This window comes from Methylobacter svalbardensis, from assembly GCF_037671525.1.
Lineage (GTDB): Bacteria > Pseudomonadota > Gammaproteobacteria > Methylococcales > Methylomonadaceae > Methylobacter_A > Methylobacter_A svalbardensis.
Genome location: NZ_JAWPOH010000024.1, coordinates 1 through 25,617 on the forward strand (window position 1 = coordinate 1; position 25,617 = coordinate 25,617).

A 25,617-nucleotide genomic window follows, 5' to 3' on the forward strand; every position below is an offset into this window, starting at 1 on the left:
GGTCAGTAACATCCCCGTTAAACAAAATCCTAGCCAAGTCTTTTGTAGGTGCGTCAGCCTGGCATTGGACTTTAGCTTTCCCAGGGCTGCATCTAAATCAGTGACAAACGATTTTATAAAGTGTGCCGGCTCGTACATCAACATGGTGTTGAAATACGTGGCAGTTTACACTGATTAGCTTACCCGTTTTCCGGCTGTATTTCTAAGCTTAAAAACTTGAACATCGAGTTTACAGTAAAGTTGATCAGAAATCCTTATTCGATAAATCGCCAAATTCTCTTCCCTTCATGTTCTTCATGGTTATAAAAAAAGTTATAAACTGGATAAACCTAGAAAAATTATTTGATCCACGAAAAACACAAAAAGCACGAAAATATTCAAAGAGATACCCAGTTGTAGATCGTCACCCAAAGGGTGAATGACTGCGTAATACAACATACTGATTTCTTTCGTGTCTTTCGTGGACTAACTGCGGCTTTTAGGATAAAGGAGCAATGAGACATGGTTACGCATCAGCACCCTCATGGCACATCAGATTTTTCTAGGGGTAATGTGAAATAGAAAGTCGTGCCTTTCCCCGGTTCGCTGTTGAAATGTAACATACCTTCATGGGCCTCGATCAGCGAGCGACTGATGGATAGTCCCATGCCCATGCCGTTTGTCTTGGTGGTGTAAAAAGGCGCTGATATTTTTTGTTGTTGGTCTTCATCAAGTCCCGGTCCATTATCCTTCACCCTGACCTGTATGCCTTTGTTGGGAACCAAGTGACTGTGGATGCTTAATTGACGTTGCTGTTTTGCGGGTAAGCTCAGTAAGGCATCAATGCTGTTTCGGATCAGGTTTATGAGCACCTGTTCAATTTGAATATGATCGACATAGACAGGCGGCAGATCGTGTTCCAGTTCAACTGTCAGCTCTATGTCGCTTTGTTTAAGCTCAGCAATACACATATCGAGAGTATCATGAATCAAACTATTAACGTCGGCGGTTGACCGATGTTTAGCATGAGATTTAACAAATTCCCGCATCCGATGAATTATTTTTCCCGCTCTTAAAGCCTGTTGCTGAGTTTTGGATAAGACCTCGGTGAGTTTTACCAGATCAGGATTTTCAGTGTTAACAAGGTTTAAACTAACCTGCGTATAGCTGGAAATTGCCGTCAAAGGTTGGTTGACTTCATGAGCAATGCCCGAAGCCATTTCTCCCATCAGTCCAAGGCGAGTGACATGGGCGAGTTCGTCAAGATGCGTTTTGTCTTGTTGCTCCTGGTATTTGCGCAAACTCACATCGCGGACAATATGGGTAAAATATTGCGCACTATCGATTGAAAATTCTGCCATGGATAGATCCAGGGGCACCGCAGAACCGTTTTTACGTAGGCCTTCAATCTCCCGAATTCGCCCTACAGATTGCATGGTAGGAGGCAAACAGCCATCATTTATTGGTCTTGGCGATGACGGCATCAGTTTATCAATACTGCAACCCAGCAACTCGTCCGGTTTATAACCGAAAATAGTCTCTACTGCGGTATTAGCCGATACGATATTGCCCGTCATATCCACAGTGATAATGCCTTCCGCGGCCGCATTAAAAATGGCGTTGAGCTTGGTTTCCATTTGTTTGCGCTGAGTAATGTCGTACAGTATCACCAAATACAAACTTGCAGAATCGTGATGAACGGCAGCGACAGACACCAATACCGTTTTAATGCTGTTGTTCTTGCAGCGAATAGCGACTTCCATAGGCGCCAAGCCGGCTTTTTTCCGTTTGGATTTTTTTAGTGTCGTGTACCAAGCATCCTTGGCCCACTGCCGATAGTCCGGATCAGGGTAAGCTTTTGTCCACCAGTCGTCTATGGTGGGGATATCATCAAAGTCGTAACCAAAGGTTTTTACAAACGCCGGATTCAGGAAGGTAATATTAAACTGCTCATCATCCAACACCATCGGCACCGGGGAAACCTCGATAATCGAACGGAATGTTGCCTCGCTGGCTTTTAGCTCTTTTTCCATTTGTTTGCGCTCGGTGATGTCCTGCGCAATTCCGACCATGCGTAGCGGATGGTTTATTTCATCGCCTTGCAATCCGCCGCTACCACGAATAAAACGAACGCTGCTGTCCGGCCGTATAATACGAAAATCCAGCTCCCGCCACTCCTTCCCGGTCCGGCAGTCGCTGAGCCACCTTTTCATCGCGGCATGGTCATCGGGATGAATCAAATTGAGAAATGCTTGCTCGGAGTGTCCGAATGTCTCCGGCGTAACGCCATAAATTCGATACAATTCTTCCGACCAGCTAAGATTACCGGTCGCCAACTCCATAGACCAACTGCCAACATGGCCGATGCGCTGCGCTTCGGACAACATCTGCTCTTTGTCCTGTAATAATTGCTGTATTTTTTGACGATCGGTGATGTCAAAATACATGCCAACGTAATAAATGACTGCACCGGCGGCATCTTTTACCGTAGAGACAGTTAACCGATTGAGAAAATTTTCGCCATTCTTGCGCCGATCCCATATTTCCCCCTGCCAGGTTTCAGTGCGATTGATGCTTTCTCGCATCGCCGCATAAAAGGCATCGTCATGGCGACCCGATTTGAGCAGGTTTATTTTACGGCCTACTATATCCTCGACAGTGTAGCCGGTGGAGGCGGTAAAGGCTTTGTTGATGCGTAAAATGACCGAATTGATATCGGTGATGACTATCGGTTCATGCGACTCGAAGATGGTAGCGTCCACTTGGCAGTTATCACCGGCTAGTCGTACCAGTAACACCAAGCCAAAGGTTGCCGCCACTGCGCACAGCGTGCGTAACAACTGGATCGGAAGGTCAAACAGCGCGAGGAAGCTCGCCTGCGTTGGTAGCCATGAGGGTAGATACGGGTCGCTCTGTAACGGAACCAGGTTAAGCACGCTGTAGCAGATGTATGCCAGCGCAACGAGGCGCAGCCAGTTCGCATTGCGGCCGGTTGTTTTTATTTTCCGCTGGACGGCGAACAGCGCCAGACCGGTCAGCATCGCCGCCGGGGCACCGATAAACCAACGCGCTCCTACCGCCAGACCGATAAAGGGGTCGCTTGTCCATTGTGACAGCATTACTACCCCGAGGATCGCAATGCCGTACACCCAAGGCGCCGACAGCCGGGTCGATCGCGAAATAACGACCCAGGTGCGCCGACCGAACTCCAGTAACGACAGATAGGAAGCGGCCAGCAACAAACGGCTCAAGCCAGTTAACCACTCGGCTGAATGGCTAAGCCTCTGCATTTCAATGAACTCCACGATGCCGTGCAGAATGCCGAATGCGGCCAGCAGTGACAAATGCGGGGCGAAGTGGTACCACGTCGTATTCCGCTTGGGCAGCATCCAGGCAACCACACCCAGCACGAAAAAAGCCAGACCGTAGACCAGGTAGATCAGTCCCATCGTCTGGGAATCCCAATAACTCATCGCTGCTTTCTCTTAGAGATTGATACGGTGGACATGTTCATTATTACAGTCAACATCGAAAGCCCGGGTAAAAGTCGGGTAAGGTTTGTGAGCAAGTGGCTAGATGCATGAGTCATGCCACTCGGGGATTTTTGATCACCTGAGGCGGGGCAACAATAAAGCTCTGTAGTGTCGTAGGCCTTTTGTATTGGGGCCGACGAATGACGGAGTCGGATCATCGATAGGCGTCTTTTCAATTCCAAAAGAATAAGCTGAAGTTTAAACTTTCATGAAGATAAATACCATTATTGTTCTAATACATTGATATAAATCTCGATAAAAAGGATGCTGATGCAACAATGTTTCATTGTTCCTTTATCCTAAAAGCCGCAGTTAGTCCACGAAAGACACGAAAGAAATCAGTATGTTGTATTACGCAGTCATTCACCCTTTGGGTGACGATCTACAACTGGGTATCTCTTTAAATATTTTCGTGCTTTTTGTGTTTTTCGTGGATCAAATAATTTTTCTAGGTTTATCCAGTTTATAACTTGTTTTTATAACCATGAAGGACATGAAGATAATGAAGTAAATAAAATTTGGCGATTTGTCGAATAAGGATTTCTCCTCAACTTTACTGTAAAGCTATTAAAGCGAGGACTAAAAAGTTTTGCTTTATAAAATAATCGCTATAGAAAACGCAGCAAGTCAATACAGCAAATTCTTCATATCCTTCATGGTAAAAGCAAATAACATTCCCTGGAATCAACATCCGTTCGGCGGGTTGGACAAAATAAACACGACAGAATTCCGTATGGGATAATAATCGTTTTTATCTCAAAACAACGCCATGCAATTGCCCATTCAACGCCTGCTCAACCGGGCAACCTGGATTAAGATTCATCTTTATCTGGCCTTAATCGCCGGATTCTTTTTTGCGCTGATGGGCTTGACCGGCAGTATCAGCGTTTACCGCGAAGAACTGGATGAGCTGTTGAACCCCACGCTGGTTATCGAGCAACCATTGGGCAAGCGGCAATCGCTGGATAAAATCATCAGCGCCGTGCGAGCGGCACATCCCGACCGTTACGGCTCCTGGACTATGGAAATGCCCAGGTCTCCGCGGGGCATGATTACCGTCTGGTACGAGAAACCCAGAGAGACGTTCTTCGAGCTGTACGCGCCGCTGATGGTGTCGGTAAACCCGTATACCGCCGAGGTCGTTGCCAGTCGGTTCTGGGGACAAACAGTAAGCACTTGGCTGCTTGATTTGCATACCCAGTTACAGCTAAATCGCTTCGGCTGGAATGCGGTGGGTATTTTGGGCTTATTGCTGATGGTTTCTATCGGTACCGGCATTTATTTGTGGTGGCCGGGACTGCGGGGCATTCGGGCAGCGTTTTCCCCGACTGTTCCCGGCAGGCTGGCGGCATACAAACCTTCCCTGGCATTAAGGATTCGTCATCATGTCGGCATGATCCAGCTTGCCTTCGACCTGCACCGTCTGATCGGACTGTTGAGTGCATCGATCTTATTGTTGCTGGCGTTCACCGGTTTTCATCTGAGTTATCCGTCGATATTGGCAGCGCTGGTCGGCACATCGGGCATGGAGCACGGCGGAACCGGGAAAAACATCATCAGCTCGGCGATTCCGAACAATCACCCGGTCGCCTTGGAATCGGCGGAATTCATCGCACGCGGCCCGTTTCCGAGAGCCGAACTCAGACGTGTGACCACGCCCGCCGGTGACAGCGGAATTTATCGGATTAACTTGCGGCAAGGCGATGAAATCAATCTTCGGCATCCCTATACGACGGTCTGGGTGGATCGCTGGAGCGGACAGATTAAAGAAGTGCGCGACCCGTCCGGATTTAATCAGGGTGAAGTTTTTACCATCTGGATATGGCCGCTGCACACCGGCGAGGCTTTTGGCGCGACCGGCCGGTTGCTCTGGTTTCTTGCCGGTATCGGCTTGTTCGTTCTGTATGTCAGCGGCTTGCTACGCTGGCTGCATCGGCGCGGCAACATCAGGGATAGAGAGCTGAATGTTGCGGCGCTGCGACCCTTATTTTATCGAGTGCAACAAGCGCTGTATCGACTAGGGATGATGCTTTTTCAGCTGCTGGTATTACTGCTGCAAAGGGCAAAATACTATGCGCCGTATGTTATCAAGCGCGGCGTAGCCCTATTGCAATGGCTGCGTTCGAGGATAAATCAACAAAAACGCTTAGGGAAAAAGTAATGTAGGCGGGGTTTGGAGGTAGCGGATTTGCGACCAGCGTCTCGCGTATATGGGACGTAGTGCGTCACTGTCATTAAGTTAAGACATTAGCCATTATTTTGTCTAATCCGCTTAACTTAATGGCAGCGACGCAGCGCGTGGGAACGAGATAGTAATATTTGGAAGCTACAGCGAATCGCCAATATACTTTTTATAAAAAGGCCAGGTTTTAACGTGCAGGTGTTTTCTGATCGGGGATTTAATGACCGATACGCATAAAGCGATGGAAAACAAGCACCAAACCGCCGCATATTCGTTGGGATCGGTGGTGGTAATATCGGAAATAAACGGGCCGATTAAATAATGGAAGCCCACGAAACGCCACGAGCCGTACATAAGCGGCAGGTAAAAAGCGACGACGATATAAGTAAACGCATGCAAACCCCAGTTAAAGCCGAACAGCCAGCCGACCGGGTCTGACATCAGTCCGTTCAACGGCATTTGCCAGGCGATATGCCAGGAACCGGAGGTGGAACAGACGCTCGGCCCGCAAAAACCTTCTATGCCGATGTTGCAGGATCCCGCCCAGGCAAAAGGGTACATCTTGATCAGCATGAACAGCGTGCCGATGCCGCATAGGGTATAAACCGTGGTTTGTATTTTTAGTTTGACGCTTTCCGGGATGAAGTACATCGCGACCATATTGACAAAAAACGGCTGGAATGCGACATGTAAATAGCCCAAAAGTGTGAGTATCTGATTATTCGGATTGTCACATAAATCGATATAGACATAAGTTGCCGCCTGTAATAATTCCATTAAGGCAAAATAAGTTAACGGGACCCAGAGTTCTTTTGATTCCCCCTGTTTAATTGCAACATAAGCTGCGGTACTAAGACCTGCGACGGCTAAAACACCGGACGCTTCACCACTCCAACACATAAAACTGACCTTTTTAAATTATTAAATACTGTCTACTCTTGAATGTATCTGAAGCAGCAGTAATGTTTTATGGGCTATGCGAGTTGTTAGAAAGTATGTTTCTATTGAAAATCAACAGGTAATATCGTCAGCCAACGCAGCTATAGCCTTGTTTTTATAATCCGCCGGCAGGAACATCTGGTGATCGAAACAAACGGTTGTAAACTTGTCTATTGTATTACAAATAGACAGGAATTGAGAAAGGGTATTGCCTTCTTAATCATCGTAGGGGCGACCGACCGGTCGGTCGCCTATTGTATCTGATTTTCATTAAATTCCCTTATAGCCGGAAGTGATCGGGTAGCGTCGGTCGCGACCGAACGCCCTGGACGTAATCCTGATTCCGGGCGGGGATTGCCTGCGTTTATATTCGTTCCGGTCTACCAGGCTGATGGCTCGAGCTACGTCTTCGCGCCTGAATCCGGCGGCGATGATTTGATCGGCGGATTGGTCCTTCTCGATATAACGTTCCAGAATCGGGTCCAGCACGTCGTAAGGCGGCAAGGAGTCCGCATCGACCTGATCGGGCGCGAGTTCGGCAGAAGGCGGGCGGATAATGACCCGTTCCGGTATCACTTGAGATAACGAATTGCGATAACGCGCCAAGCGGTAAACCAGCAGTTTGGGTACGTCCTTGATCGGCGCAAAGCCGCCGGACATGTCGCCGTACAAGGTCGCGTAACCGACGCTCATTTCGCTCTTGTTGCCGGTGGTCAGCAACAGCTTGCCCTGCTTGTTCGACAGCGCCATCAACACCACGCCGCGGCAACGCGCCTGGATATTTTCCTCGGTCGCGTCTTTGGCCGTGCCGACAAAAATATCGGCCAACATGCCGGTAAAGGCATTCACGGCGGGCTCTATCGGAATAATATGGTATTTGACGCCCAAAGCTTCCGCTTCCAGCACCGCATCTTCGTTGCTCATGTCTTGCGTATAGCGTGACGGCAGCAATACCGCTTCGACTTTATCCGCGCCTAAGGCGTCAACGGCCAGAGCCAGCACCAGCGCCGAATCGATGCCGCCGGACAGGCCCAAAAGGGCTCCCTGAAAACCGTTTTTTCTGACATAATCTTTAATGCCCAGCACCAGAGCCTGATATTCGCTGGAGATTTCAGCATACAGCGGCGCGCAACTGGTTTTAAGCGGTTGACTGCCGTCAAACTCGACCACACTGACCTGCTCTTTAAACTCCGCAGCACGAAAGACGATTTCTCCGTGTGCGTCAACGACAAAGGATGCGCCGTCGAAAATCAATTCATCCTGGCCGCCGACCTGATTGACATACACCAACGGAATCTGTGCGGCTTTAACCTGGCTGCAAACAATAGTTTCGCGCTGATGGATTTTTCCCGAATTAAACGGCGAGGCGTTAATGGTCAGCAGCAATTCGGCTCCCGCTTGTTTGTTGTCCTCAATTATGCCGGGTCTCCAGACATCCTCGCAAATGGTCAGCCCTATAAACAGTCCGTTGAACTCGAACACGCACGGCTGGTCGCCCGCCGTAAAATAACGCTGCTCATCAAACACGCCGTAATTGGGCAGCGCCCGTTTGCGGTAACAGGCCAGTATCGCGCCCTGATGCAACACCGCGGCGCTGTTGTAGAGCTTGTCGCCATCACGTTCGGGAAAACCGACGATCAGCGCAATACCGGTAACGCGGTCGGCCAGTTGATAAAGCGCATTATTGGCGGTGGTAATAAAATCGGTGCGCAATAACAAGTCTTCCGCCGGGTAGCCGGTAATCGTCAGCTCAGGAAAGACGATCATATCGGCGCCCAATTGATCGCGGGCATGAATGGCGGCTTTGACTATGTTATCAACATTGGCGTTTATATCGCCGACCAGGAAATTGGTTTGGGCCAGGGCTATTTTTAGGGTCATTCTTAGAAATAATTTTTATAGGTTGTCGGTGGTATTTGTTAACCATTTACGGTAAAGACTACCGGCATGTGGTCACTATATTCTATGTTTCCAATACTCGGGATCTCTATGAAGGTGCATAACCGCAACAACATAGATTTTATCTTTTTCTTCAGCATATAAAATCCCATAGGGAAATCTTCTTACCAAAGACCTCCAGTGAAAAGTCATATCCCAAACCTTTTTCAATCTCTTCGTAATAATCAATAGCTGCATTAAATTCAGATTCCGCAGCTGGGTGAAATAAGACGTTCACTGCTGAAATCTGGTTTCTATTTTTTTAAACACCTCAGCAGCAGAAATTGCGGTTATCTCGCCTGATCTCAGTTGCTGTAAACGATGCTTTGCAACTAAAGCCCATTTCGTATCGATCTCAGAGTCCGGTGTGTTTAAACTTCGAAGCAAAGAGTCTACCACCAAGGCCCGCTCTTCGACGGGCAACGAAACAGCTTCAGCTATGAGGTCTTTGGTTTTCATGTTTTCTCCATTTCTTTAGCTACCAATGTCAGGTTGGGTTACAAACACCGCTTCATCGCCACGCCAATATCGGTCGGCGAACTGACCACTTCAATCCCCGCCGCTTTAAGCGCGGCGACTTTGCCTTCCGCCGTACCTTTGCCGCCGGTCACAATCGCGCCGGCATGGCCCATGCGCTTGCCGGGAGGCGCGGTTTGTCCGGCGATATAAGCTACCACGGGTTTGGTGACGTGGGCTTTAATGTATTCTGCGGCCTCTTCTTCTTCGCCGCCGCCGATTTCGCCGACCATCACGATGCCTTGGGTTTGCGGATCGGCCTGAAAACGACTGAGCACGTCGACGAAGTTCATGCCGTGTATCGGATCGCCGCCGATGCCGACGCAGGTGCTTTGCCCCAGGCCTTGCGCGGTGGTTTGATGCACCGATTCATAGGTTAAGGTGCCGGAGCGCGACACGATGCCGATGGATCCGGGCAGGTGAATCTTGCCGGGCATGATGCCGATTTTGCATGCGCCTGGGGTGATGATGCCGGGGCAGTTGGGGCCGATCAGCAAGGCGCCGGTGCCTGCCATCGCCGCCTTGACGCGCAGCATTTGCAATATGGGTATGCCTTCGGTGATGCAGACGATCAGTTTAATTCCCGCATCAACGGCTTCCAGAATCGCGTCGGCGGCGTAAAAAGGCGGCACGTAAATGACGCTGGCGGTGGCGCAGGTAGCGTTGACTGCATCCTGTACCGTGTTAAACACCGGCAAACCCAAATGGGTCTCGCCGCCGCGTTCCGGAGTTACGCCGCCGACTAATCGGGTGCCGTAATCCAGCGCCTGTTGGGAGTGAAAACTGCCTTGTTTGCCGGTAAAACCCTGGCAAATTACTTTGGTGTCTTTGTCGATTAGAATGCTCATGCTGCGGCCTCCGCCCTTGTACCCTTTAGGGCAAGTGCTACGACTTGTTCAGCCGCGTGCGCCAAATCATCCGCCGCATAAAGATTCAATCCGGTGTTGCTTAGCAAGGCACGGCCCTGCTCGGCATTGGTGCCTTCCAGGCGCACGACTACAGGTAGGGTAACGTGAACCTGTTCGACAGCGGCTAAAATGCCCGCCGCGATAATATCGCACTGGACGATGCCGCCGAAAATATTCACCAATACCGCCTTGACGCTGTGATCTGACAGGATCAGCTTGAACGCCTCGCAGACTTTTTCAACGCTGGTGCCGCCGCCGACATCGAGAAAATTGGCCGGTTGTCCGCCTTTGAGTTTGACCAGATCCATGGTCGCCATAGCCAGTCCGGCACCGTTGACCATGCAGCCGATATTGCCGTCCAGGGTAATGTAATTCAACCCGAATTGCTGGGCCTTGTTTTCTTTTTCATCTTCCTGCTCGGCGTCTTTCATCGCCAGAATATCGGGATGCGCCTCTACCGCGTTATCATCGAAATTGATCTTGGCATCCAGTGCTATCAGTTCGCCACTGTCGGTTTCTATCAGCGGATTAATTTCAATTTGGCTGGCGTCCTTGGCTAGAAACAGGTCGTACAAACCCTGCATGATTTTTCCCAAGGCTTTGATCTGCGCGCCTTTGAGCCCCAAGGCATAGGCGACCTTCCGGCATTGATAGCCTTGCAAGCCTGTGGCCGGATGGACGGGGACCGAGATAATCTGTTCGGGCGTTTCGTGGGCGACGGTTTCTATATCCATGCCGCCCGCTGCGGAGGCGATAAAAATAATGCGCTCACTGCTCCGCTCGACCAGAATGCTCAGATATAACTCACGCCTGATCGGGTAGGTTTTTTCTATCAGCAGCGAGTTAATCGGTAAGCCTTCCGCGCCGGTCTGTTTGGTTACCAGCCGCTTTCCGAGCATGTCCCGGCTAAATTCGGCCACTTCAGCCAGGCTCTTGGCCAGCTTTACACCGCCGACCTTGCCACGACCACCGGCATGAACCTGAGCCTTAACCACCCAACCGTCGCCGCCCAGTTCCTCGGCAACCTGTTCGGCAGCTTCGGGGGTTTTCGCCTGTTTGCCGTCAGGCACCGGTATCGCGTAATGCAAAAACAGCTGTTTAGCCTGATACTCATGAATATTCATTGATTGCTCCTGTAAGGTCCGGCGGGTATTTTTCACGCGCAGATGATAACTAAATGCTACGATTAAGGGCGTTACTGAGCATTTTAACCAAGTCCCTGTAAAACGCTATTCTAAAAACAACTATGCCGCCAAATTCCAATGAGACCATCTTTCCCTGCCCATTCTCCAAAGGCTACGGAATTCCTGCCCAACAAGCCTGGTTATTGCTGAAAGTTTTTTTAGGCTATCGACTGGTCCTGGCAGGCCTGTTTGTCGGTTTGTTTTACAGTAGCACCAATACTTCATTACTCGGTACTTACGACAGTAACTTATTCACTTACAGCAGCCAAAGTTACCTGATACTCTCAATCATCTCTGGTATCTGCGTAGTCTGGAGACTCATAAGCTACACCACACAAGCGCAGTTGCTCATTTTTACCGACATACTGATACTTACCTTGATCATGCATGCCTCCGGCGGCATTAACAGCGGCATGGGCGTATTGCTTGCGGTCTCCATCGCCGCCGGCGGGTTATTAATCGGCGGCCGTTGTGCGATGCTTTTTGCCGCCTTAGCCAGTCTGGCGGTGTTGACCGAACAAGTTGTTGCCGATTACACGCGCAGTTTTGACTCGACCTCTTATGCCAATGCCGGCATGCTGGGTGCTGCATTTTTTACCATTGCGTTGCTGTCCTATATTCTCGCAAAGCGTAGCGAACAAATATTACAGCTTGCCGATCAGCAGAAACGAACTATCACGAAACTGGAGGATCTCAACAAGTACATAATCCAGCATCTGCAATCAGGCATCATTATCACCAACAAACAGCAAAACATTCAGATGGCCAATGAGTCCGCATTACGGCTGATAAATTTAGCGGTACTGCCGGTTAATTTAAGCGATATTTCAAGCCATTTATCGCTGGCATTTCAAACGTGGTTAGCTGATCCGGAACAGGGTCTTGTGCTGCTCGAACTACCGGATCAGTCCCAAGTTCATAGCCGGTTCACGCCTTTGCCGACAGGTAATGAGTTTTTTTACATGATTATTCTTGAGGATATTGCGCTTTATAATCAGCAAGTACAGCAAAGCAAACTGGCCTCGCTGGGTCGACTCACCGCCAGTATTGCCCACGAAATACGCAACCCCTTAGGCGCTATCAGCCATGCCGGACAATTACTTGCGGAAAACTCGCTGTTATCCGTTCAGGATAAGCGCTTGACCCAAATCATCCAGACCCATTCAATTCGCGTCAACCATATCATTGAAGATATTTTACAGCTGTCCAGAAGAACCGATTCAAGGCGGGAGCAGCTTTATTTAAAACCATGGCTGGACAATTACCTGGAAAATTTCACGCTGGAACATTCCGTTAACAGGGATGCTTTCAGGCTTTCATATCCGGCTGAATCGGTCTGTGTACTGATAGATCCCGGTCATTTAAGGCAGATTATGGACAACTTATGTCGCAACGCCCTGAGACATGGCAAGCCTGAGGCCGGGCCGATAATTTTACAGGTGTTTTTCGTACAACAGACGCCCTGCATAGCCATCATCGATAATGGTGCCGGCATTAGCAGTGAACAGCAACTTCACCTGTTTGAACCCTTTTTTACCACATCGTCCAGCGGCACAGGATTAGGACTTTATATCTCCAAAGAATTAGCCGAATTAAATCAGGCAAAATTGAACTATTATTTAACCGACGATAAGCGAAGCTGTTTTAGACTGTGCTTGTTGAACGCGGAACAGACCCTAATTGACCTATGAAAAAACCACTGGCCTTGATTGTAGACGACGAACCCGATATTCGCGAACTGCTGGAAATCACTCTTAACAGGATGAATATTCAAACTTGCGGTGCCGAAAATATAGGTGATGCCAAGGCATTATTGCAACAAAAGTCCTTCGATCTTTGTCTGACCGACATGAAGCTGCCTGACGGCAACGGCCTGGAGCTGGTCGGCTTCATACAAACGCTGTTCGTTCCGATACCCGTTGCCGTTATTACCGCACACGGCAACATGGAGTCGGCCATTTTGGCGATGAAAAAAGGCGCTTTCGATTTTGTATCCAAGCCGGTTGATTTGCCCGCACTTAGGTTGCTGGTAAACAATGCGTTAAAACTTTCCGCTGCCAGTCCCACTAAAGAAAGACGGTCCCGGCACACCTTGCTGGGCGACTCATTAATCATGCGGGAGATCAGGGCAAAAATAAATAAACTCGCCCGCAGCCAGGCACCGGTCTATATCAGCGGCGAATCAGGCTCGGGTAAGGAGTTGGTCGCCAGGCTGATTCATCAGCACAGTTCCCGTAGCGATCATGCCTTTATAGCAATTAACTGCGGCGCCATCCCGCTGGAATTGATGGAAAGCGAGTTTTTCGGTCATAAAAAAGGCAGTTTTACCGGAGCTGTCAGCGACAAAAAAGGCTTGTTCCAGGCTGCAGAAGGCGGCACTTTATTTCTCGATGAAGTCGCTGATTTGCCTCTGTCTTTGCAAGTCAAACTGTTGCGCGCCATCCAGGAAAAAAAAATTCGCCCCGTTGGCGAGCAACAGGAAATTCCGGTCGATATTCGTTTGCTCAGCGCCACCCATAAAAACCTTAACGCTATGGTGAACGACGGCAGTTTCAGGCAGGATTTATATTACCGTATCAATGTCATCGATCTTCATGTCCCTCCCTTACGTGAGCGACTTGGCGATATACCCCTTCTTACCGGGCACATATTGGCCAAACTGACCGCTGCCGACAAACAGGGTCAGCCAGCCTTATCGGCAGCCGCAGCAGCGGCATTACAACGGTATCATTTTCCGGGCAATGTGCGTGAACTTGAAAATATCCTGGAAAGAGCTTTGGCGCTGTATGACGGCAACCGCATAGAGTGTGATGATTTGAGCCTGCCGGTAGGTGCGCATGACATGGCTAAGTCGCAGGATTTTGATCCGAGCTTAGTATCCCTGGAAGAGCATTTGGGAAAAATAGAAAGAAAAGCGCTCTCTGTTGCGGTGGAAGAAAACCACTGGGACAAAACAGCCGCCGCCAAGCAGCTGGGGCTATCTTGCAGATCGTTATGCTACCGCTTGAAAAAACTGGATATTGGGTAGAGCAGGTGAAAGGCGTTTTAAAGCTCAATAAAAAGGGGAGACTAACTTAGCCTCCCCTTCAATATTCCCTGAACCTTAAACCTAAACTTTATATTTATCCATGGCTTCCAGCTTTCCTATCGCCTCTTTTATTTTCGCATCAGTCTCTGCATTCAGCTCGTTATTTTTATAGACTTTTTCCAGCAAACCTTCTGCAACCAATGCGTCTTTTATCCAGCGCTTGGTGAAGCGGTAATTACTATATGCTGTAGTAATATCGCCCGTTTTTGGATCCTTTAATCCCGCGCTCTTCGCGGAGGCAGCGGTGGCTTTTTGGGGGGCTGCCGGTTTGGCTGTAGTTGCCTTGGCTGCCGCAGGTTTAGCGGCTACCTCAGACGTAGCGGTTTTGGTTGCCGCCGGCTTAGGGGGCTCTATTTTAGTCGCCGCTGCTTTAGGCGCTACGGTTTTAGCTGCAACCGGTTTTTCTGTCGCAACAGCAACCTGGGGTTTTGGCTGTTCGACAGCGGCTGCCGGCGCTTCAGGTTTTGCCTTCGGCGCTTTGGATTTAGCAGTTGCTTTCTGTTCGCCTATCATCACATAAACGACATAGGCAACAAAAATAGTAGTTAATATAAACAACCCTTCAGTCATAATGGCTCTCCACCTTTTTATGTTAATTTTTTTCTTCACTACTTTAAATTTAAGCGCCCTCGGTCGCAGGCAAAGCTCTTACCAACAATCCAAGCAGGTAAACCGTATCGCTAGTGCTGGAATATACCAGAAGCCGGTGTGTAGGGAAAGCTTCCTCTCCTGCTCACGCCCCTTACCTGCATCCATGCAGGCAAAACTCTAATTCGAAAAACTGCAAACCTGGCCGGTACTTAGTATTAAAAATCGGCGATTACCAGCATATTTGCTTTTTTGCCAGTTTAGGTAAATCATCACGCAAGCCCATCGCGTAGTTGTTAAAATAAGCCTTGGCCAGTACCGAGTTATTAACCAGGTTCATTCCTGCTGAGCGCAAGCCGACCAAGGGCTCAGCGGTCATGCTATAGGTCTTGTTAAGCACATCCATAGTGGACATCATCATCAGGTTATCGCCTTTACGCCAGCGCTCATAACGACGCAGGAAGCGCGAGCTGGATAGCGGCCTTTTTTCCCGCTTGGTCTGGATGACCAGTTCCGCAATCGCAGCGGCATCCAACAGCCCGGCATTCACACCTTGACCGGCGAGTGGATGCATCGCATGGGCGGCATCGCCGCACAAGGCGAAACGTTGATCGATATAGATGTTTGCGTATTGAAAACGTAAAGGGAATGCAGCGCGTGGACCAACGTCCAGCATCTTTCCAAGAATGCCGCCGGAGGCTTGCTCAAGAACCTGTAGAAAGTCTTTATCGGCAAGCGCCAGGTGGTTTTTTGAGGTTGCTGAACTGAGGGTCCAGACAATTGAACATTGCCCGTTTTTTAGCGGTAAAAAAGCCAATGGCCCTTCAGCCAAAAAACGTTGCCATGCGGTGAACTGATGGCTTTTTTCGGTGCTTACCGTAGCGACCAGACCATCCTGGTGATATTCCCAGCCGGTAACATTAATACCTGCCATCGCTCTTAATGCAGAGTCGCGCCCATCGGCGGCAATAATCAAATCAGCCTCAAGGATTCGACCGTCTTCCAGGCGCAACTGCCTGCCGTTTTCGTTAAGCTGCATATCGACAACTTTTGCCGGTGTAATGCAAGTGGCCGAGGGCAGGGTGTTCAGCTGATCCCAAAGGGCGGCAACGGTGACCCTGTTTTCGACCAAATGCCCCAGCTCAGAAAAAGAGGTGTCCGCGCAATCAAAATGCAATTCACCGTCGGCACCGGCATCCCATACCCGCATGTCCCGATACGCGCAAACGCCGCGCTGCTGCATGCCCGGCCATGCACCCAACATTTCCAGGATGTTCTGGGAGGCTTTGGTTAGGGCGGATACGCGAATATCAATCGGTTCCGGCGGCCAGTGCCTTTCCGGGTTAAACCTTTCCAGTAGCGCAACCTTGATGCCGCCATGCGCCAAGGCGCAAGCCGCTGTCGCACCCACCATGCCGCCGCCGACGACAATTACTTCATAATGCTCAGTCATTACCTTATCCCCTGTTGCCCAGCCGGGGCATGCGTCCGGCCAGTCCCATCGCGTGACGGGTCAGTAAGGTTTTTGCGGCAGGAATATGATCCAGTATCGCAAGGCCGACATTTCGAACGGCTGCCAATGCCAACCAGTCGTTCGAAAAAATCCGCACTAGCGTATCGGTAAAGCCGATGGTTCGGTCGTGATCATTCTGTCTGGATTGTGCATAGGCCGTTAAGAACTCGGCTGCGCCAATATCTTGATTTGCCTGATGCCGGTTGATGATCATTTCGGCCAGTTGCACAACATCGCGCAGGCCGAGGTTAAATCCCTGTCCTGCAACCGGATGCAGCTGATGTACGGCATTGCCGATAATCACGGTTCGGTTTACGAACATTTTTTCAGCGCGTATCAGCGACAAGGGGAACGCCCGCCGGGGAGCGACCAAACTAAATGCGCCCAATTTATAACCGAAACACTGCTGAAGCTCGGCTAAAAAATCGGTCTCGCTGCCGGACATCAGCGCATCGGCATCTTCACTGCTACGCGTCCAGACCACGGCGCAATGATCGGTATTCACCGGCAACAAGGCCAGCGGCCCGGAAGCGGTAAAACGCTCGAATGCGGTGTTTTTATGGGGCAGGGATGATTGGACTGTAGTGACTAATGCGGTCTGTCCGTATTCGCTCATATGCTGGGCTATTTCCAGCAGCTTGCGCACTGAAGAGTTACCGCCGTCGGCACCGACCAGCAATCGGGCGGATAAGTTTAATGAGTCATCGCCACGTTTTAAGCTGACATTGACGGCATTATTGCCGGCCATCAAACCGACCAGACGGGCAGGACAAATCAGTTCTATATTGGCCGCATTAACCAGCTTGGCGACATGCGTCTCGATATCCCGTGCGCTAATAACATAGCCAAGCGCAGCCACGTTTTCTTGTTGCGCCGAAAGCCGGACTTTGCCGAAATGACCTTGGTCGGAAATATGGATATTTTTGATGGCTGTAGCGGCCTGGCTAATACTCTGCCAGATACCCAGTGCCGCCAGCATTTTTACGGTACCGGCGGCCAAAGCCAAAGCCCGGTCGCCGGCAGCGGAGTCATGCAATTGTTCAGCGGTGCTGGCTTCAACTATCGCCATTTTCAGTCCGGTGTCTTTTAACGCCAGCGCCAGACAGTTACCCGCCAAGCCGCCGCCGACAATCACTAGGTCATAATCATGTTGCATCAGCTTGCCTGCATTAAACTTTCAATTTCTGCAATGGTTTTAGGGACGCCGGCGGACAGAATCTCATAGCCCAGAGCGGTTACCAGCACATCATCTTCGATGCGTATGCCTATGCCGCGCCATTGCTCATCAACGGTCTGGCAATCCACCGGGATATACAAGCCCGGCTCTATGGTCAGTACCATGCCGGGTTCCAGCAATCGCCATTCCTTATCGACTTTATAGTCGCCGACATCATGCACATCCATGCCTAACCAGTGGCCGATCCGGTGCATGTAAAACTGTTTGTATTTTTCATCCTTGATCAGTTTGGTCACCTTGCCTTTGAGCAGTCCCAGCGCTACCAAGCCTTTGGTGAGCACCTCAACCGACGCATCATGCGCCAAATTCCACGGCAGTCCTGGTTTGATCTGTGCGATGGCTGCCGTCTGGGCGTCCAGAACCAGTTGATACAGCAGTTTTTGCGGCTCGCTAAAACGCCCGGAAACCGGAAAAGTGCGGGTAATATCGGCGGCGTAATGGTCGCATTCCGCACCGGCATCAATCAGCAGTAAGTCGCCGTTTTTTAATTTATCGGCATTTTCAGTGTAATGCAGTACGCAGGCATTTTTTCCGCCGGCTACTATCGAAGGATAGGCAACCGCACGCAAGCCATCCTGAATAAAATGATAAATAATTTCCGCTTCTATCTGATACTCATACACCCCAGCCTTGCATTTTTGCATCGCTTTGACATGGGCGTTGGCGGAAACATCGACGGCGCGACGCATCAGCTTGAGTTCTTCGGGACTCTTGAACAGGCGCATTTCATGCAGAATATGCTCCAGCGAAACCAGTTCGCCCGGCGCATTGACGCCGGTTCTGGACTGGCTGCGGATATGATTTATCCAGGTCAATAAGCTGTGATCGAGATCGGAATCACGGCCCATAGGATAATAAACCTTGGCCTTGTCTTCCAGCATGCCCGGCAAAATGTCGTCCAGGTCATCAATCGGGAAAGAATCATCAGCTTTATAATGCGTGGTAGCGCCGTCAAGACCTGCGTGGGCGCCCTCCCATAAGGCCTTTTTTTCATCGAATTCGCGACAAAATAAAATGTATTCGCCTTGTTTGCGTCCGGGGATAAAAACGGCCAGGGAATCCGGTTCATTAAAGCCGGTCAAATAATAAAAATCGCTATCCTGTCGGAACGGATAATCCACATCCCGGTTGCGCGTTCGGGTAGCAGCGCTGCCTATAATCGCAATATTACCGATACCGATCTGTTGCATTAATTGCTTGCGGCGTTTTTTAAATTCACTTTGTTTCATCAAATTTCTTCGCTGGTCTGAAACCTCCCCCTTCAGGGGGATTATTTGAGTTTGACAACGATGCACTGGCATCGTTATCCTTTTTGGGAATTTCCTCGTTCACGGGGAGGAACAATCCACCGACCTCTATCCGTCGGCGGTTGTCACTCGACGGATGAGGTCGAGTGTGGATTGAAACATATTAAAATCAGGAAAAAGACTAAGGGCTAAGGACAAAGGGTTCAAGTGGTTTTTTTCGTCTTTTGCCCTTTACCTTTCGCCTTCTTTATTCAATTCGCTGCGCAGTAATAAAACAGCCGATCTCATGTATTCGGTGATTTCCATAAAATCGCTCTCATCTTCTTCTCCTTCTCCTTCAGCGTCGGTGTCCAGCTTGGTAAATTCGGCAATGTCTTTTAGTATTTCGGTCGCTTCCTTGGACAAGTCGGAGGCGGTATGGGTAAAACCCACACCGAATAAAAAGCCTCGGCACCAGTAAGTTAATGCTTCAACCTGTTCACCCAGCAAGGTCTCATCATCAGGCAACAACAAGTCGAATTCGAATTCATCGTTTGCCAATAAGCTTCGCGTTTCCTCGAACAAATGCACCAATGTTGACAGGCCTTCATCGGCTGCCGGTGCTGCATGCCGAAACAGTTCGGTTAACCATTCGGCACTCTGAGCCTGCTGATTGGCGCATAACATGCCTGCTGCCAGACCATGAGCTTCTGCAGCAGAGAGTTCGGCATCGCTTCGTACAACTATTGTATTGATTACTTGGTAAGTCATAAATTCCACATAATAATTTCACTATCGCGGACTAAAAATATCGCTTATGCTACCATTGATCGTTAATTTGAATCACATTTGTTCATCTTGAATCGCCCGGTAAAGGCGTAAAATATCACGTATTTACTTGCCGGCAATAACCTAGTTACCACCATGATACAATTAAATCAATCTGTAGAGTTAAAAGGCCTCGAAAACAAGCTGGATCAGCTTATCGAGCAATACGACCACGTAAAAAATGAAAACAGTTCGCTGAAAACCAAGCAGGATTCCTTAGTTCGGGAAAAAGCCAAGCTGCTGGAAAAAACCACTCTGGCCCGAATCCGAGTTGAAGCGATGATTTCTCGTCTGAAAGCAATGGAGAACGGTTCATGAACAATAAACCCCAGCCTGTGTCCCTGACCATTATGGGCAAAGAATACAAAATTGCCTGCGCAGCTGACGGGCAAAACGATCTGATTCAGTCGGCACAGCAGCTTGATTGGCAAATGCGTCAAATGAGAGATTCGGGCAAAGTGGCGGGCGCCGATAGAATTGCGGTTATGGCAGCGCTTAATCTGGCTCATGAGTTACAGCTGATGAAAAGTCAAAATGCGATGCTCAGTCAAAATTTGAGCGAATGTCTGGCAAAAATGACTCACAAAATAGAAAACGTTTTAGAAAACCAGTAAACACGCTAAACTATTGTCCTGTATCTCCTGCAGCGTTCGAGAGTGTGCTGGGTGTTTCCTGAACCTGCTTTTACCCCGGGGGCGGATACCGGTATTGGTGTGCATGCCCGTTTTATACGGGAAGCCTGATTTACCAGCCACGTCCCCACTTGAACCTTCGGTTCAAGGACGAAAGCACATTACGGCGCAGGCGGGAGATGCACCCTAATAATAGCTACTTATTCAACATAAAATCCCCATGAACTACTGGCTAATGAAATCCGAACCGGATACGTTCGGGATTAACGATTTGTACAACAAGCCCAAACAGACCGAACATTGGGATGGTGTGCGTAATTATCAGGCCAGAAACATGATGCGGGACGATATGAAGCTGGGCGACCCAGTTTTCTTTTATCATTCCAACTGTGATGTACCGGGCATAGTCGGCATCATGGAAATTGTTAAGGAAGGCTACCCCGATTTTTTGGCATTCGATCCGGATGACCCGCATTTCGATCCCAAAAGCGACCATGAACATCCTCGCTGGATGATGGTTGACGTTAAATACGTCAGAACCCTGTCGCGCACCATCACCCTTAAAGAATTGAAATGCCACGAACAACTGGCAGATTTGGTGCTGGTAAGACGCGGCAATCGATTGTCCATCATGCCGGTCAGCAAAGACCAGTGGGAGTTTATCCTTTCATTGGAGTAAAACCGATAGTGTTTACTTTCTTCTTACCCAGAAAACGTTGACTTTATGACTTGGTTAGCAAGAAACCTCAGCCTGCACCGCCGCCGGTATCCAGAGTCCATATACGTGCCGCGTACCCTGCTTGACTATAAAATTATGGCTAGTATTAGTACTTATGGTCAGCGTTAGTATTGGTGCTAAACTGATGCGCCGGAGCATCTGATAAGGATTGTTTTGGCAATTGAGTGCATGAGACGTTTTTTTTCACTTAAATATTTTTTTCAAAATGAAAGTCATCCAAACAGCAATTCCAGATTTACTCATTCTTGAGCCTAAAGTATTTGGCGATCAGCGCGGTTTTTTTCTAGAAAGTTATAATCAGCAAACTTTTCATGATTTAACCTGCGTAGCTGCGACGTTCGTACAGGATAATCATTCGCGATCCGGTAAAAATGTATTAAGAGGCTTGCATTATCAGATAAAACAACCGCAAGGAAAACTGGTTCGTGTCATAGCCGGATGTGTTTTTGATGTGGCGGTCGATTTGCGAAAATCGTCGGCCACATTTGGTTATTGGGCTGGTGCAGAGTTAAGTGGAGAAAATCATCGACAACTCTGGGTACCACCGGGTTTTGCCCATGGGTTTTTAGTCTTATCCGAGCAGGCGGATTTTTTATATAAAACCACCGATTACTATGCCCCTGAATACGAGCGATGTATCCGCTGGGATGATCCTGACATTGCCATTGATTGGCCGGAAAACCATATCCCCCTTCTTTCCGCCAAGGATGAGCAGGGGCAATCTTTTCGAGATGCCGAGGTGTTTGCATGAAAATCCTGCTAACCGGCAGTAACGGACAGGTGGGATGGGAGTTAGCCAGGGCGTTATTGCCTTTGGGGGAAATCATTGCAGTCAACCGTACCCAAGCCGATCTTGCCGATCTTGATAGTTTGCGGCACACCGTGCAAAAATATAATGCTGATGTCATTGTCAATGCGGCAGCCTATACCGCGGTGGATAAGGCGGAAACTGAAAAGGGTTTGGCGTTTCTGATTAATGCGGAAGCGCCCGGTGTTTTAGCGGAAGCCGCAAAAAAAACCGGTGCCTTGTTGATTCATTACTCAACCGACTATGTTTTTGATGGTACCAAGGCTTCTGCTTATGCAGAAGACGATGTGCCGAATCCGGTTAATATTTACGGACAAAGCAAATTAGCCGGTGAACAGGCTATACAAGCCAGTGGAGTCGATTACATGATACTTCGGACCTCTTGGGTTTATGCGGCAAGGGGCCATAATTTTTTAAAAAGTATTCTGCGCTTAGCGGCAGAACGCGAAGAGCTGAATATTGTTGCCGATCAGATTGGCTCACCAACCTGGGCGCGATTGATAGCTGAAACAACGGCGCATATTTTACGGCAATCGCTGTTTGAACGGTGTGAAGGCGGTTTTAACTCAGGTCTGTATAACTTAACATCAGCGGGCGAAACATCCTGGCATGGCTTTGCCCGGATGATTGTTGATGTTGCAAAGCAACAGGAAAACCAAGCATTAAAAAACCACACGATTAACCCCATAGCGACTACAGCTTATCCTTTGCCGGCCAAGCGACCAGCCAATTCGCGCTTGGCAACAGGCCGCTTGGAGCAGCATTTTGGCTTGAAAATGCCTGCATGGGATCAAGCTTTAACGCTTTGTATCAAAGATATAGCCGATTCTGTACATCATTAAGGACAACAAATATGAAAATACTTATCACCGGTGGTGCGGGGTTTATAGGCTCGGCCCTTATCCGATATCTACTCACTGAGACAGAGCACAGTGTAATCAATATTGATAAGCTCACCTATGCGGGCAATCTTGAATCACTCAAGCCGATAGAGTGCAGTTCCCGCTATAGCTTTGAACAGGCCGATATAGGCAATGCAGCTAAAATGGAGCAACTGCTCAGGGAATACCAGCCGGATGCGGTCATGCATCTGGCGGCGGAATCCCATGTAGACCGCTCTATCGATGGCCCTGCCGCTTTCATTGAAACCAATATCGTCGGAACTTATGTCTTGGTCGAAGCCGCACGGCACTATTGGCAATCTCTGGCAGAGGCTAAAAAAGCACAATTCCGCTTTCATCATATTTCCACCGATGAAGTTTATGGCGATTTAATCGATGACGATAGTCTTTTTACTGAACAGACATCTTATGCGCCCAGTTCACCTTATTCTGCGTCCAAAGCAAGCTCGGACCATATTGTTCGTGCCTGGCACCGCACTTACGGCCTCCCGGTTGTAGTGACTAATTGCTCCAATAACTATGGCCCTTATCAATTCCCGGAAAAATTAATTCCGGTTGTCATGCTGAATGCGCTGGAAGGTAAATCCATACCGGTTTACGGCAACGGGCAGCAGATCAGGGATTGGCTGTATGTCGATGACCATGCCAGAGCGCTTCTTGTCGTGCTGGAAAAAGGCAAAATTGGCGAGACTTACAACATCGGTGGGCATAACGAAAAAACCAATCTCAGCGTGGTGCAAACCCTTTGCCGCATATTGGATGAACTTCAGCCGGATCAGCCGGGTGGAATCAGTTCTTATCAGGAGCTGATAACTTATGTTAAAGACCGGCCCGGGCATGATCTTCGTTACGCTATCGATGCGACAAAAATTGCCGATCGACTGGGATGGACGCCGAAAGAAACCTTTGAGACCGGCATGAAGAAAACCGTGCAATGGTATCTTGATAATCTTGACTGGTGTCGTCATATCCAAGATGGCAGTTACCGCCGGGAAAGGCTGGGGCTTGGAGAAGCATGATGAACTGGAAAGGCATTATTCTGGCGGGTGGCGCAGGCACAAGGTTGCATCCTATTACCAAGGCGGTCTCTAAACAGCTGTTGCCGGTTTATGATAAGCCGATGATCTATTATCCGCTGTCAGTTCTGATGCTGGCCGGAATACGGGAAATACTGATTATCACTACGCCGGAAGATCAGCTCAGTTTTAAAAAACTACTCGGCGATGGTTCGGATTTTGGCATACAGCTCGACTATGCAGTGCAACCCAAGCCGGAAGGGCTTGCTCAAGCTTTTCTGATCGGCGAGAAATTTATCGGTGACAGCAATGTTTGTCTGGTTTTGGGGGATAACATTTTCTTTGGACAAGGATTTACTGCCAGTTTAAAACACGCTCTGGATCGTAACCAGGGTGCAACCATTTTTGGCTACAAAGTCAAAGACGCGGAACGCTTCGGTGTAGTCGAATTTGATGAAAACAATAAAGCCATATCCATTGAAGAAAAACCTGCCCAGCCGCGTTCAAATTTTGCAGTAACGGGGCTGTATTTCTACGACAATCAAGTTATTGAGATTGCCAAACAAATCAAGCCGTCAGAGCGCGGTGAATTGGAAATAACCGAAGTTAATCGGGTTTATCTGCAAAACCAAAAGCTTAACGTAGAAATTCTTGGCCGCGGTTTTGCCTGGCTGGATACAGGCACTCATGAAAGCCTAATCGAAGCAGGCCAGTTTGTACAAACCGTCGAACATCGACAGGGATTTAAAATAGCCTGCCTGGAAGAAATTGCTTTTAATCAAGGGTGGCTAACACGGCAGGACTTAATAAAAACTGCTGAAGCGCTGGCTAAGACGGAGTATGGAGAGTATTTGTTTGAGATTGCTGAAAACAACGACGAGTGAAATATCAAATAAATAAGGCCCATATTGGGTTTTGAGGGCATGATGTCCTGTTCGAAACGTTTGGCGTTGGTTAAGCGTATCCGCTCGGTTGTAGTTGCTTGCAATGCTCAATATTTTAGCATTGCATAGAATATCCGGAGAAGAAAATGACTGATGATGAATTAAAGGCATTGGTTGCCAGTCTTGCTGTTGACAGCAAGAACTTGCATGAGGCGCAAAAGGTAACAGACGAGCAAATGAAGCGTACCGATGAGCAAATGAAGCGTACCGATGAGAAACTGGAGCGTATGGGCATTAGCCTGGGGAATATCGGTAAAAACCAGGGTGATGTTGCTGAAGAATTCTTTTTTCAAAGCCTGATAAAAAATAATCACTTGGGTAAAATCCACTTTGATGATGTAGTGAAAAATATGGAAAAACACCGGGGTCAAATTCAGGAAGAATATGATTTGGTGATGACCAATGGTGATGCCATTGCCGTTGTTGAAGTGAAATACAAAGCCCATAAAAATGATCTGGATAAATTAGATCGTAAAATGAAGCATTTTAAACAGTTGTTTCCGATCTATCAGGCATTTAAGCAATATGGTGCCATAGCGGCTTTCCATATCAATGATGATGCCAAAGAAGAAGCGTTAAGACGCGGTTATTTTGTGCTGCAACGTAGCGGTGATTTGGTTCATACCGAAAGTAGCGATCATTTGACGGTGTTGTAAAAGCTGCCGGGTGAAAATATTTAATTACTGATGTTACGCAGTTATTCGAATTTAGACTGCATTAACATTTTTATTATTAAAAGTGTCGCTACCGCGACGATTATTTGAATCGGGTTCTCGCACCCGAAGGCGAGTTACTTTCTTTTGCTTCGCCAAAAGAAAGTAACCAAAGAAAAGGCGACCCGGTTGCCGCTTGCTTCCTGCGCTCCTCGTTTTTATCGAGGGTCAGCAGAAGGGGCTCCTGCCCCTCTGCTGACGTGC

22 protein-coding genes and 1 other RNA gene are annotated in these 25,617 nt (G+C 48.8%); 12 read left to right on the top strand and 11 right to left on the bottom strand.

Features of this window, described 5'->3' with window-relative positions:
- Nucleotides 1–521 precede the first annotated feature (521 nt).
- Nucleotides 522–3,452, bottom strand: coding sequence for a PAS domain S-box protein (locus RW114_RS10870; protein ID WP_340122773.1), 2,931 nt, complete (start codon nt 3,450–3,452; stop codon nt 522–524).
- An 829-nt stretch (nt 3,453–4,281) separates the two neighbouring features.
- Between RW114_RS10870 and RW114_RS10875 the strand changes: the two genes are divergently transcribed.
- Complete coding sequence (locus tag RW114_RS10875) at nt 4,282–5,673, top strand: PepSY-associated TM helix domain-containing protein (RefSeq protein WP_340122774.1); 1,392 nt, start codon at nt 4,282–4,284, stop codon at nt 5,671–5,673.
- Between the two features lie 165 nt (nt 5,674–5,838).
- On the opposite strand, the gene RW114_RS10880 is transcribed toward RW114_RS10875, so the two are convergent.
- The 5 genes from RW114_RS10880 to sucC form a co-directional block, all read right to left on the bottom strand.
- On the bottom strand, nt 5,839–6,594 hold the full coding sequence (locus tag RW114_RS10880; protein ID WP_340122775.1) for a DUF5765 domain-containing protein: 756 nt from the start codon (nt 6,592–6,594) through the stop codon (nt 5,839–5,841).
- A 309-nt stretch (nt 6,595–6,903) separates the two neighbouring features.
- Nucleotides 6,904–8,514: an NAD+ synthase gene (locus RW114_RS10885; RefSeq protein ID WP_340122776.1), complete on the bottom strand. Its 1,611-nt coding sequence runs from the start codon at nt 8,512–8,514 to the stop codon at nt 6,904–6,906.
- 291 nt (nt 8,515–8,805) lie between these two features.
- Nucleotides 8,806–9,030, bottom strand: a complete 225-nt coding sequence (locus tag RW114_RS10890) for an addiction module protein (protein ID WP_340122777.1) — start codon at nt 9,028–9,030, stop codon at nt 8,806–8,808.
- Nucleotides 9,031–9,068: 38 nt separating this feature from the next.
- A complete protein-coding gene (gene sucD / locus RW114_RS10895; protein WP_340122778.1) occupies nt 9,069–9,935 on the bottom strand; it encodes a succinate--CoA ligase subunit alpha in 867 nt (288 codons plus the stop codon).
- Nucleotides 9,932–11,155 (bottom strand): ADP-forming succinate--CoA ligase subunit beta, encoded by a 1,224-nt coding sequence (gene sucC, locus RW114_RS10900; protein WP_340122779.1) that lies wholly within the window; start codon nt 11,153–11,155, stop codon nt 9,932–9,934. Before sucC ends, sucD begins: the two co-directional genes overlap by 4 nt.
- Nucleotides 11,156–11,241: 86 nt before the next feature.
- Here sucC and RW114_RS10905 point away from each other — a divergent pair, with 86 nt between their 5' ends.
- Both RW114_RS10905 and RW114_RS10910 read left to right on the top strand, forming a co-directional pair.
- A complete protein-coding gene (locus RW114_RS10905; RefSeq protein ID WP_340122780.1) occupies nt 11,242–12,870 on the top strand; it encodes a sensor histidine kinase in 1,629 nt (542 codons plus the stop codon).
- The gene (locus RW114_RS10910; protein WP_340122781.1) at nt 12,867–14,207 is read left to right on the top strand and encodes a sigma-54-dependent transcriptional regulator; all 1,341 of its coding nucleotides are present in this window, start codon (nt 12,867–12,869) and stop codon (nt 14,205–14,207) included. The genes RW114_RS10905 and RW114_RS10910 overlap by 4 nt, the downstream gene beginning before the upstream one ends.
- 81 nt (nt 14,208–14,288) lie before the next feature.
- On the opposite strand, the gene RW114_RS10915 is transcribed toward RW114_RS10910, so the two are convergent.
- The 5 genes from RW114_RS10915 to RW114_RS10935 form a co-directional block, all read right to left on the bottom strand.
- Nucleotides 14,289–14,837, bottom strand: coding sequence for a hypothetical protein (locus RW114_RS10915; RefSeq protein ID WP_340122782.1), 549 nt, complete (start codon nt 14,835–14,837; stop codon nt 14,289–14,291).
- Nucleotides 14,838–15,087: 250 nt separating this feature from the next.
- Nucleotides 15,088–16,308, bottom strand: coding sequence for a UbiH/UbiF/VisC/COQ6 family ubiquinone biosynthesis hydroxylase (locus RW114_RS10920; RefSeq protein WP_340122783.1), 1,221 nt, complete (start codon nt 16,306–16,308; stop codon nt 15,088–15,090).
- A gap of 4 nt (nt 16,309–16,312) precedes the next feature.
- Complete coding sequence (gene ubiH / locus RW114_RS10925; protein ID WP_340122784.1) at nt 16,313–17,524, bottom strand: 2-octaprenyl-6-methoxyphenyl hydroxylase; 1,212 nt, start codon at nt 17,522–17,524, stop codon at nt 16,313–16,315.
- A complete protein-coding gene (pepP, locus tag RW114_RS10930; protein ID WP_340122785.1) occupies nt 17,524–18,834 on the bottom strand; it encodes a Xaa-Pro aminopeptidase in 1,311 nt (436 codons plus the stop codon). Before pepP ends, ubiH begins: the two co-directional genes overlap by 1 nt.
- Before the next feature lie 249 nt (nt 18,835–19,083).
- The gene (locus tag RW114_RS10935) at nt 19,084–19,602 is read right to left on the bottom strand and encodes a UPF0149 family protein (protein WP_340122786.1); all 519 of its coding nucleotides are present in this window, start codon (nt 19,600–19,602) and stop codon (nt 19,084–19,086) included.
- A gap of 153 nt (nt 19,603–19,755) precedes the next feature.
- Here RW114_RS10935 and RW114_RS10940 point away from each other — a divergent pair, with 153 nt between their 5' ends.
- The 9 genes from RW114_RS10940 (at nt 19,756) to RW114_RS10980 (ending at nt 25,356) form a co-directional block, all read left to right on the top strand.
- Complete coding sequence (locus RW114_RS10940) at nt 19,756–19,977, top strand: TIGR02449 family protein (RefSeq protein ID WP_340122787.1); 222 nt, start codon at nt 19,756–19,758, stop codon at nt 19,975–19,977.
- Nucleotides 19,974–20,273: a cell division protein ZapA gene (locus tag RW114_RS10945; protein ID WP_340122788.1), complete on the top strand. Its 300-nt coding sequence runs from the start codon at nt 19,974–19,976 to the stop codon at nt 20,271–20,273. Before RW114_RS10940 ends, RW114_RS10945 begins: the two co-directional genes overlap by 4 nt.
- Before the next feature lie 21 nt (nt 20,274–20,294).
- Nucleotides 20,295–20,474: non-coding RNA, 6S RNA (ssrS, locus tag RW114_RS10950), on the top strand.
- 37 nt (nt 20,475–20,511) lie between these two features.
- Nucleotides 20,512–20,970 (top strand): EVE domain-containing protein, encoded by a 459-nt coding sequence (locus RW114_RS10955; RefSeq protein WP_340122789.1) that lies wholly within the window; start codon nt 20,512–20,514, stop codon nt 20,968–20,970.
- Nucleotides 20,971–21,235: 265 nt separating this feature from the next.
- Nucleotides 21,236–21,781 (top strand): dTDP-4-dehydrorhamnose 3,5-epimerase, encoded by a 546-nt coding sequence (gene rfbC, locus RW114_RS10960; RefSeq protein ID WP_340122790.1) that lies wholly within the window; start codon nt 21,236–21,238, stop codon nt 21,779–21,781.
- Nucleotides 21,778–22,680, top strand: coding sequence for a dTDP-4-dehydrorhamnose reductase (gene rfbD / locus RW114_RS10965; RefSeq protein WP_340122791.1), 903 nt, complete (start codon nt 21,778–21,780; stop codon nt 22,678–22,680). Before rfbC ends, rfbD begins: the two co-directional genes overlap by 4 nt.
- Nucleotides 22,681–22,691: 11 nt before the next feature.
- Nucleotides 22,692–23,759, top strand: coding sequence for a dTDP-glucose 4,6-dehydratase (gene rfbB / locus RW114_RS10970; RefSeq protein ID WP_340122792.1), 1,068 nt, complete (start codon nt 22,692–22,694; stop codon nt 23,757–23,759).
- Nucleotides 23,756–24,640 (top strand): glucose-1-phosphate thymidylyltransferase RfbA, encoded by an 885-nt coding sequence (gene rfbA, locus RW114_RS10975; RefSeq protein ID WP_340122793.1) that lies wholly within the window; start codon nt 23,756–23,758, stop codon nt 24,638–24,640. Before rfbB ends, rfbA begins: the two co-directional genes overlap by 4 nt.
- Nucleotides 24,641–24,786: 146 nt before the next feature.
- Nucleotides 24,787–25,356, top strand: a complete 570-nt coding sequence (locus tag RW114_RS10980) for a hypothetical protein (protein WP_340122794.1) — start codon at nt 24,787–24,789, stop codon at nt 25,354–25,356.
- Nucleotides 25,357–25,617 lie beyond the last annotated feature (261 nt).

Excerpts from the sequence above, each read along its gene's own strand:
- RW114_RS10920 (WP_340122783.1), bottom strand. The coding sequence starts at position 16,308 with ATGACTGAGCATTATGAAGTAATTGTCGTCGGCGGCGGCATGGTGGGT.
- RW114_RS10945 (WP_340122788.1), top strand. The coding sequence starts at position 19,974 with ATGAACAATAAACCCCAGCCTGTGTCCCTGACCATTATGGGCAAAGAA.
- sucD (WP_340122778.1), bottom strand. The coding sequence starts at position 9,935 with ATGAGCATTCTAATCGACAAAGACACCAAAGTAATTTGCCAGGGTTTT.
- RW114_RS10955 (WP_340122789.1), top strand. The coding sequence starts at position 20,512 with ATGAACTACTGGCTAATGAAATCCGAACCGGATACGTTCGGGATTAAC.
- RW114_RS10910 (WP_340122781.1), top strand. The coding sequence starts at position 12,867 with ATGAAAAAACCACTGGCCTTGATTGTAGACGACGAACCCGATATTCGC.
- RW114_RS10935 (WP_340122786.1), bottom strand. The coding sequence starts at position 19,602 with ATGACTTACCAAGTAATCAATACAATAGTTGTACGAAGCGATGCCGAA.
- RW114_RS10890 (WP_340122777.1), bottom strand. The coding sequence starts at position 9,030 with ATGAAAACCAAAGACCTCATAGCTGAAGCTGTTTCGTTGCCCGTCGAA.
- RW114_RS10915 (WP_340122782.1), bottom strand. The coding sequence starts at position 14,837 with ATGACTGAAGGGTTGTTTATATTAACTACTATTTTTGTTGCCTATGTC.
- RW114_RS10880 (WP_340122775.1), bottom strand. The coding sequence starts at position 6,594 with ATGTGTTGGAGTGGTGAAGCGTCCGGTGTTTTAGCCGTCGCAGGTCTT.
- RW114_RS10870 (WP_340122773.1), bottom strand. The coding sequence starts at position 3,452 with ATGAGTTATTGGGATTCCCAGACGATGGGACTGATCTACCTGGTCTAC.
- ubiH (WP_340122784.1), bottom strand. The coding sequence starts at position 17,524 with ATGCAACATGATTATGACCTAGTGATTGTCGGCGGCGGCTTGGCGGGT.
- RW114_RS10905 (WP_340122780.1), top strand. The coding sequence starts at position 11,242 with ATGCCGCCAAATTCCAATGAGACCATCTTTCCCTGCCCATTCTCCAAA.
- pepP (WP_340122785.1), bottom strand. The coding sequence starts at position 18,834 with ATGAAACAAAGTGAATTTAAAAAACGCCGCAAGCAATTAATGCAACAG.
- RW114_RS10980 (WP_340122794.1), top strand. The coding sequence starts at position 24,787 with ATGACTGATGATGAATTAAAGGCATTGGTTGCCAGTCTTGCTGTTGAC.
- RW114_RS10885 (WP_340122776.1), bottom strand. The coding sequence starts at position 8,514 with ATGACCCTAAAAATAGCCCTGGCCCAAACCAATTTCCTGGTCGGCGAT.
- rfbA (WP_340122793.1), top strand. The coding sequence starts at position 23,756 with ATGATGAACTGGAAAGGCATTATTCTGGCGGGTGGCGCAGGCACAAGG.
- RW114_RS10940 (WP_340122787.1), top strand. The coding sequence starts at position 19,756 with ATGATACAATTAAATCAATCTGTAGAGTTAAAAGGCCTCGAAAACAAG.
- RW114_RS10875 (WP_340122774.1), top strand. The coding sequence starts at position 4,282 with ATGCAATTGCCCATTCAACGCCTGCTCAACCGGGCAACCTGGATTAAG.
- rfbD (WP_340122791.1), top strand. The coding sequence starts at position 21,778 with ATGAAAATCCTGCTAACCGGCAGTAACGGACAGGTGGGATGGGAGTTA.
- rfbB (WP_340122792.1), top strand. The coding sequence starts at position 22,692 with ATGAAAATACTTATCACCGGTGGTGCGGGGTTTATAGGCTCGGCCCTT.
- rfbC (WP_340122790.1), top strand. The coding sequence starts at position 21,236 with ATGAAAGTCATCCAAACAGCAATTCCAGATTTACTCATTCTTGAGCCT.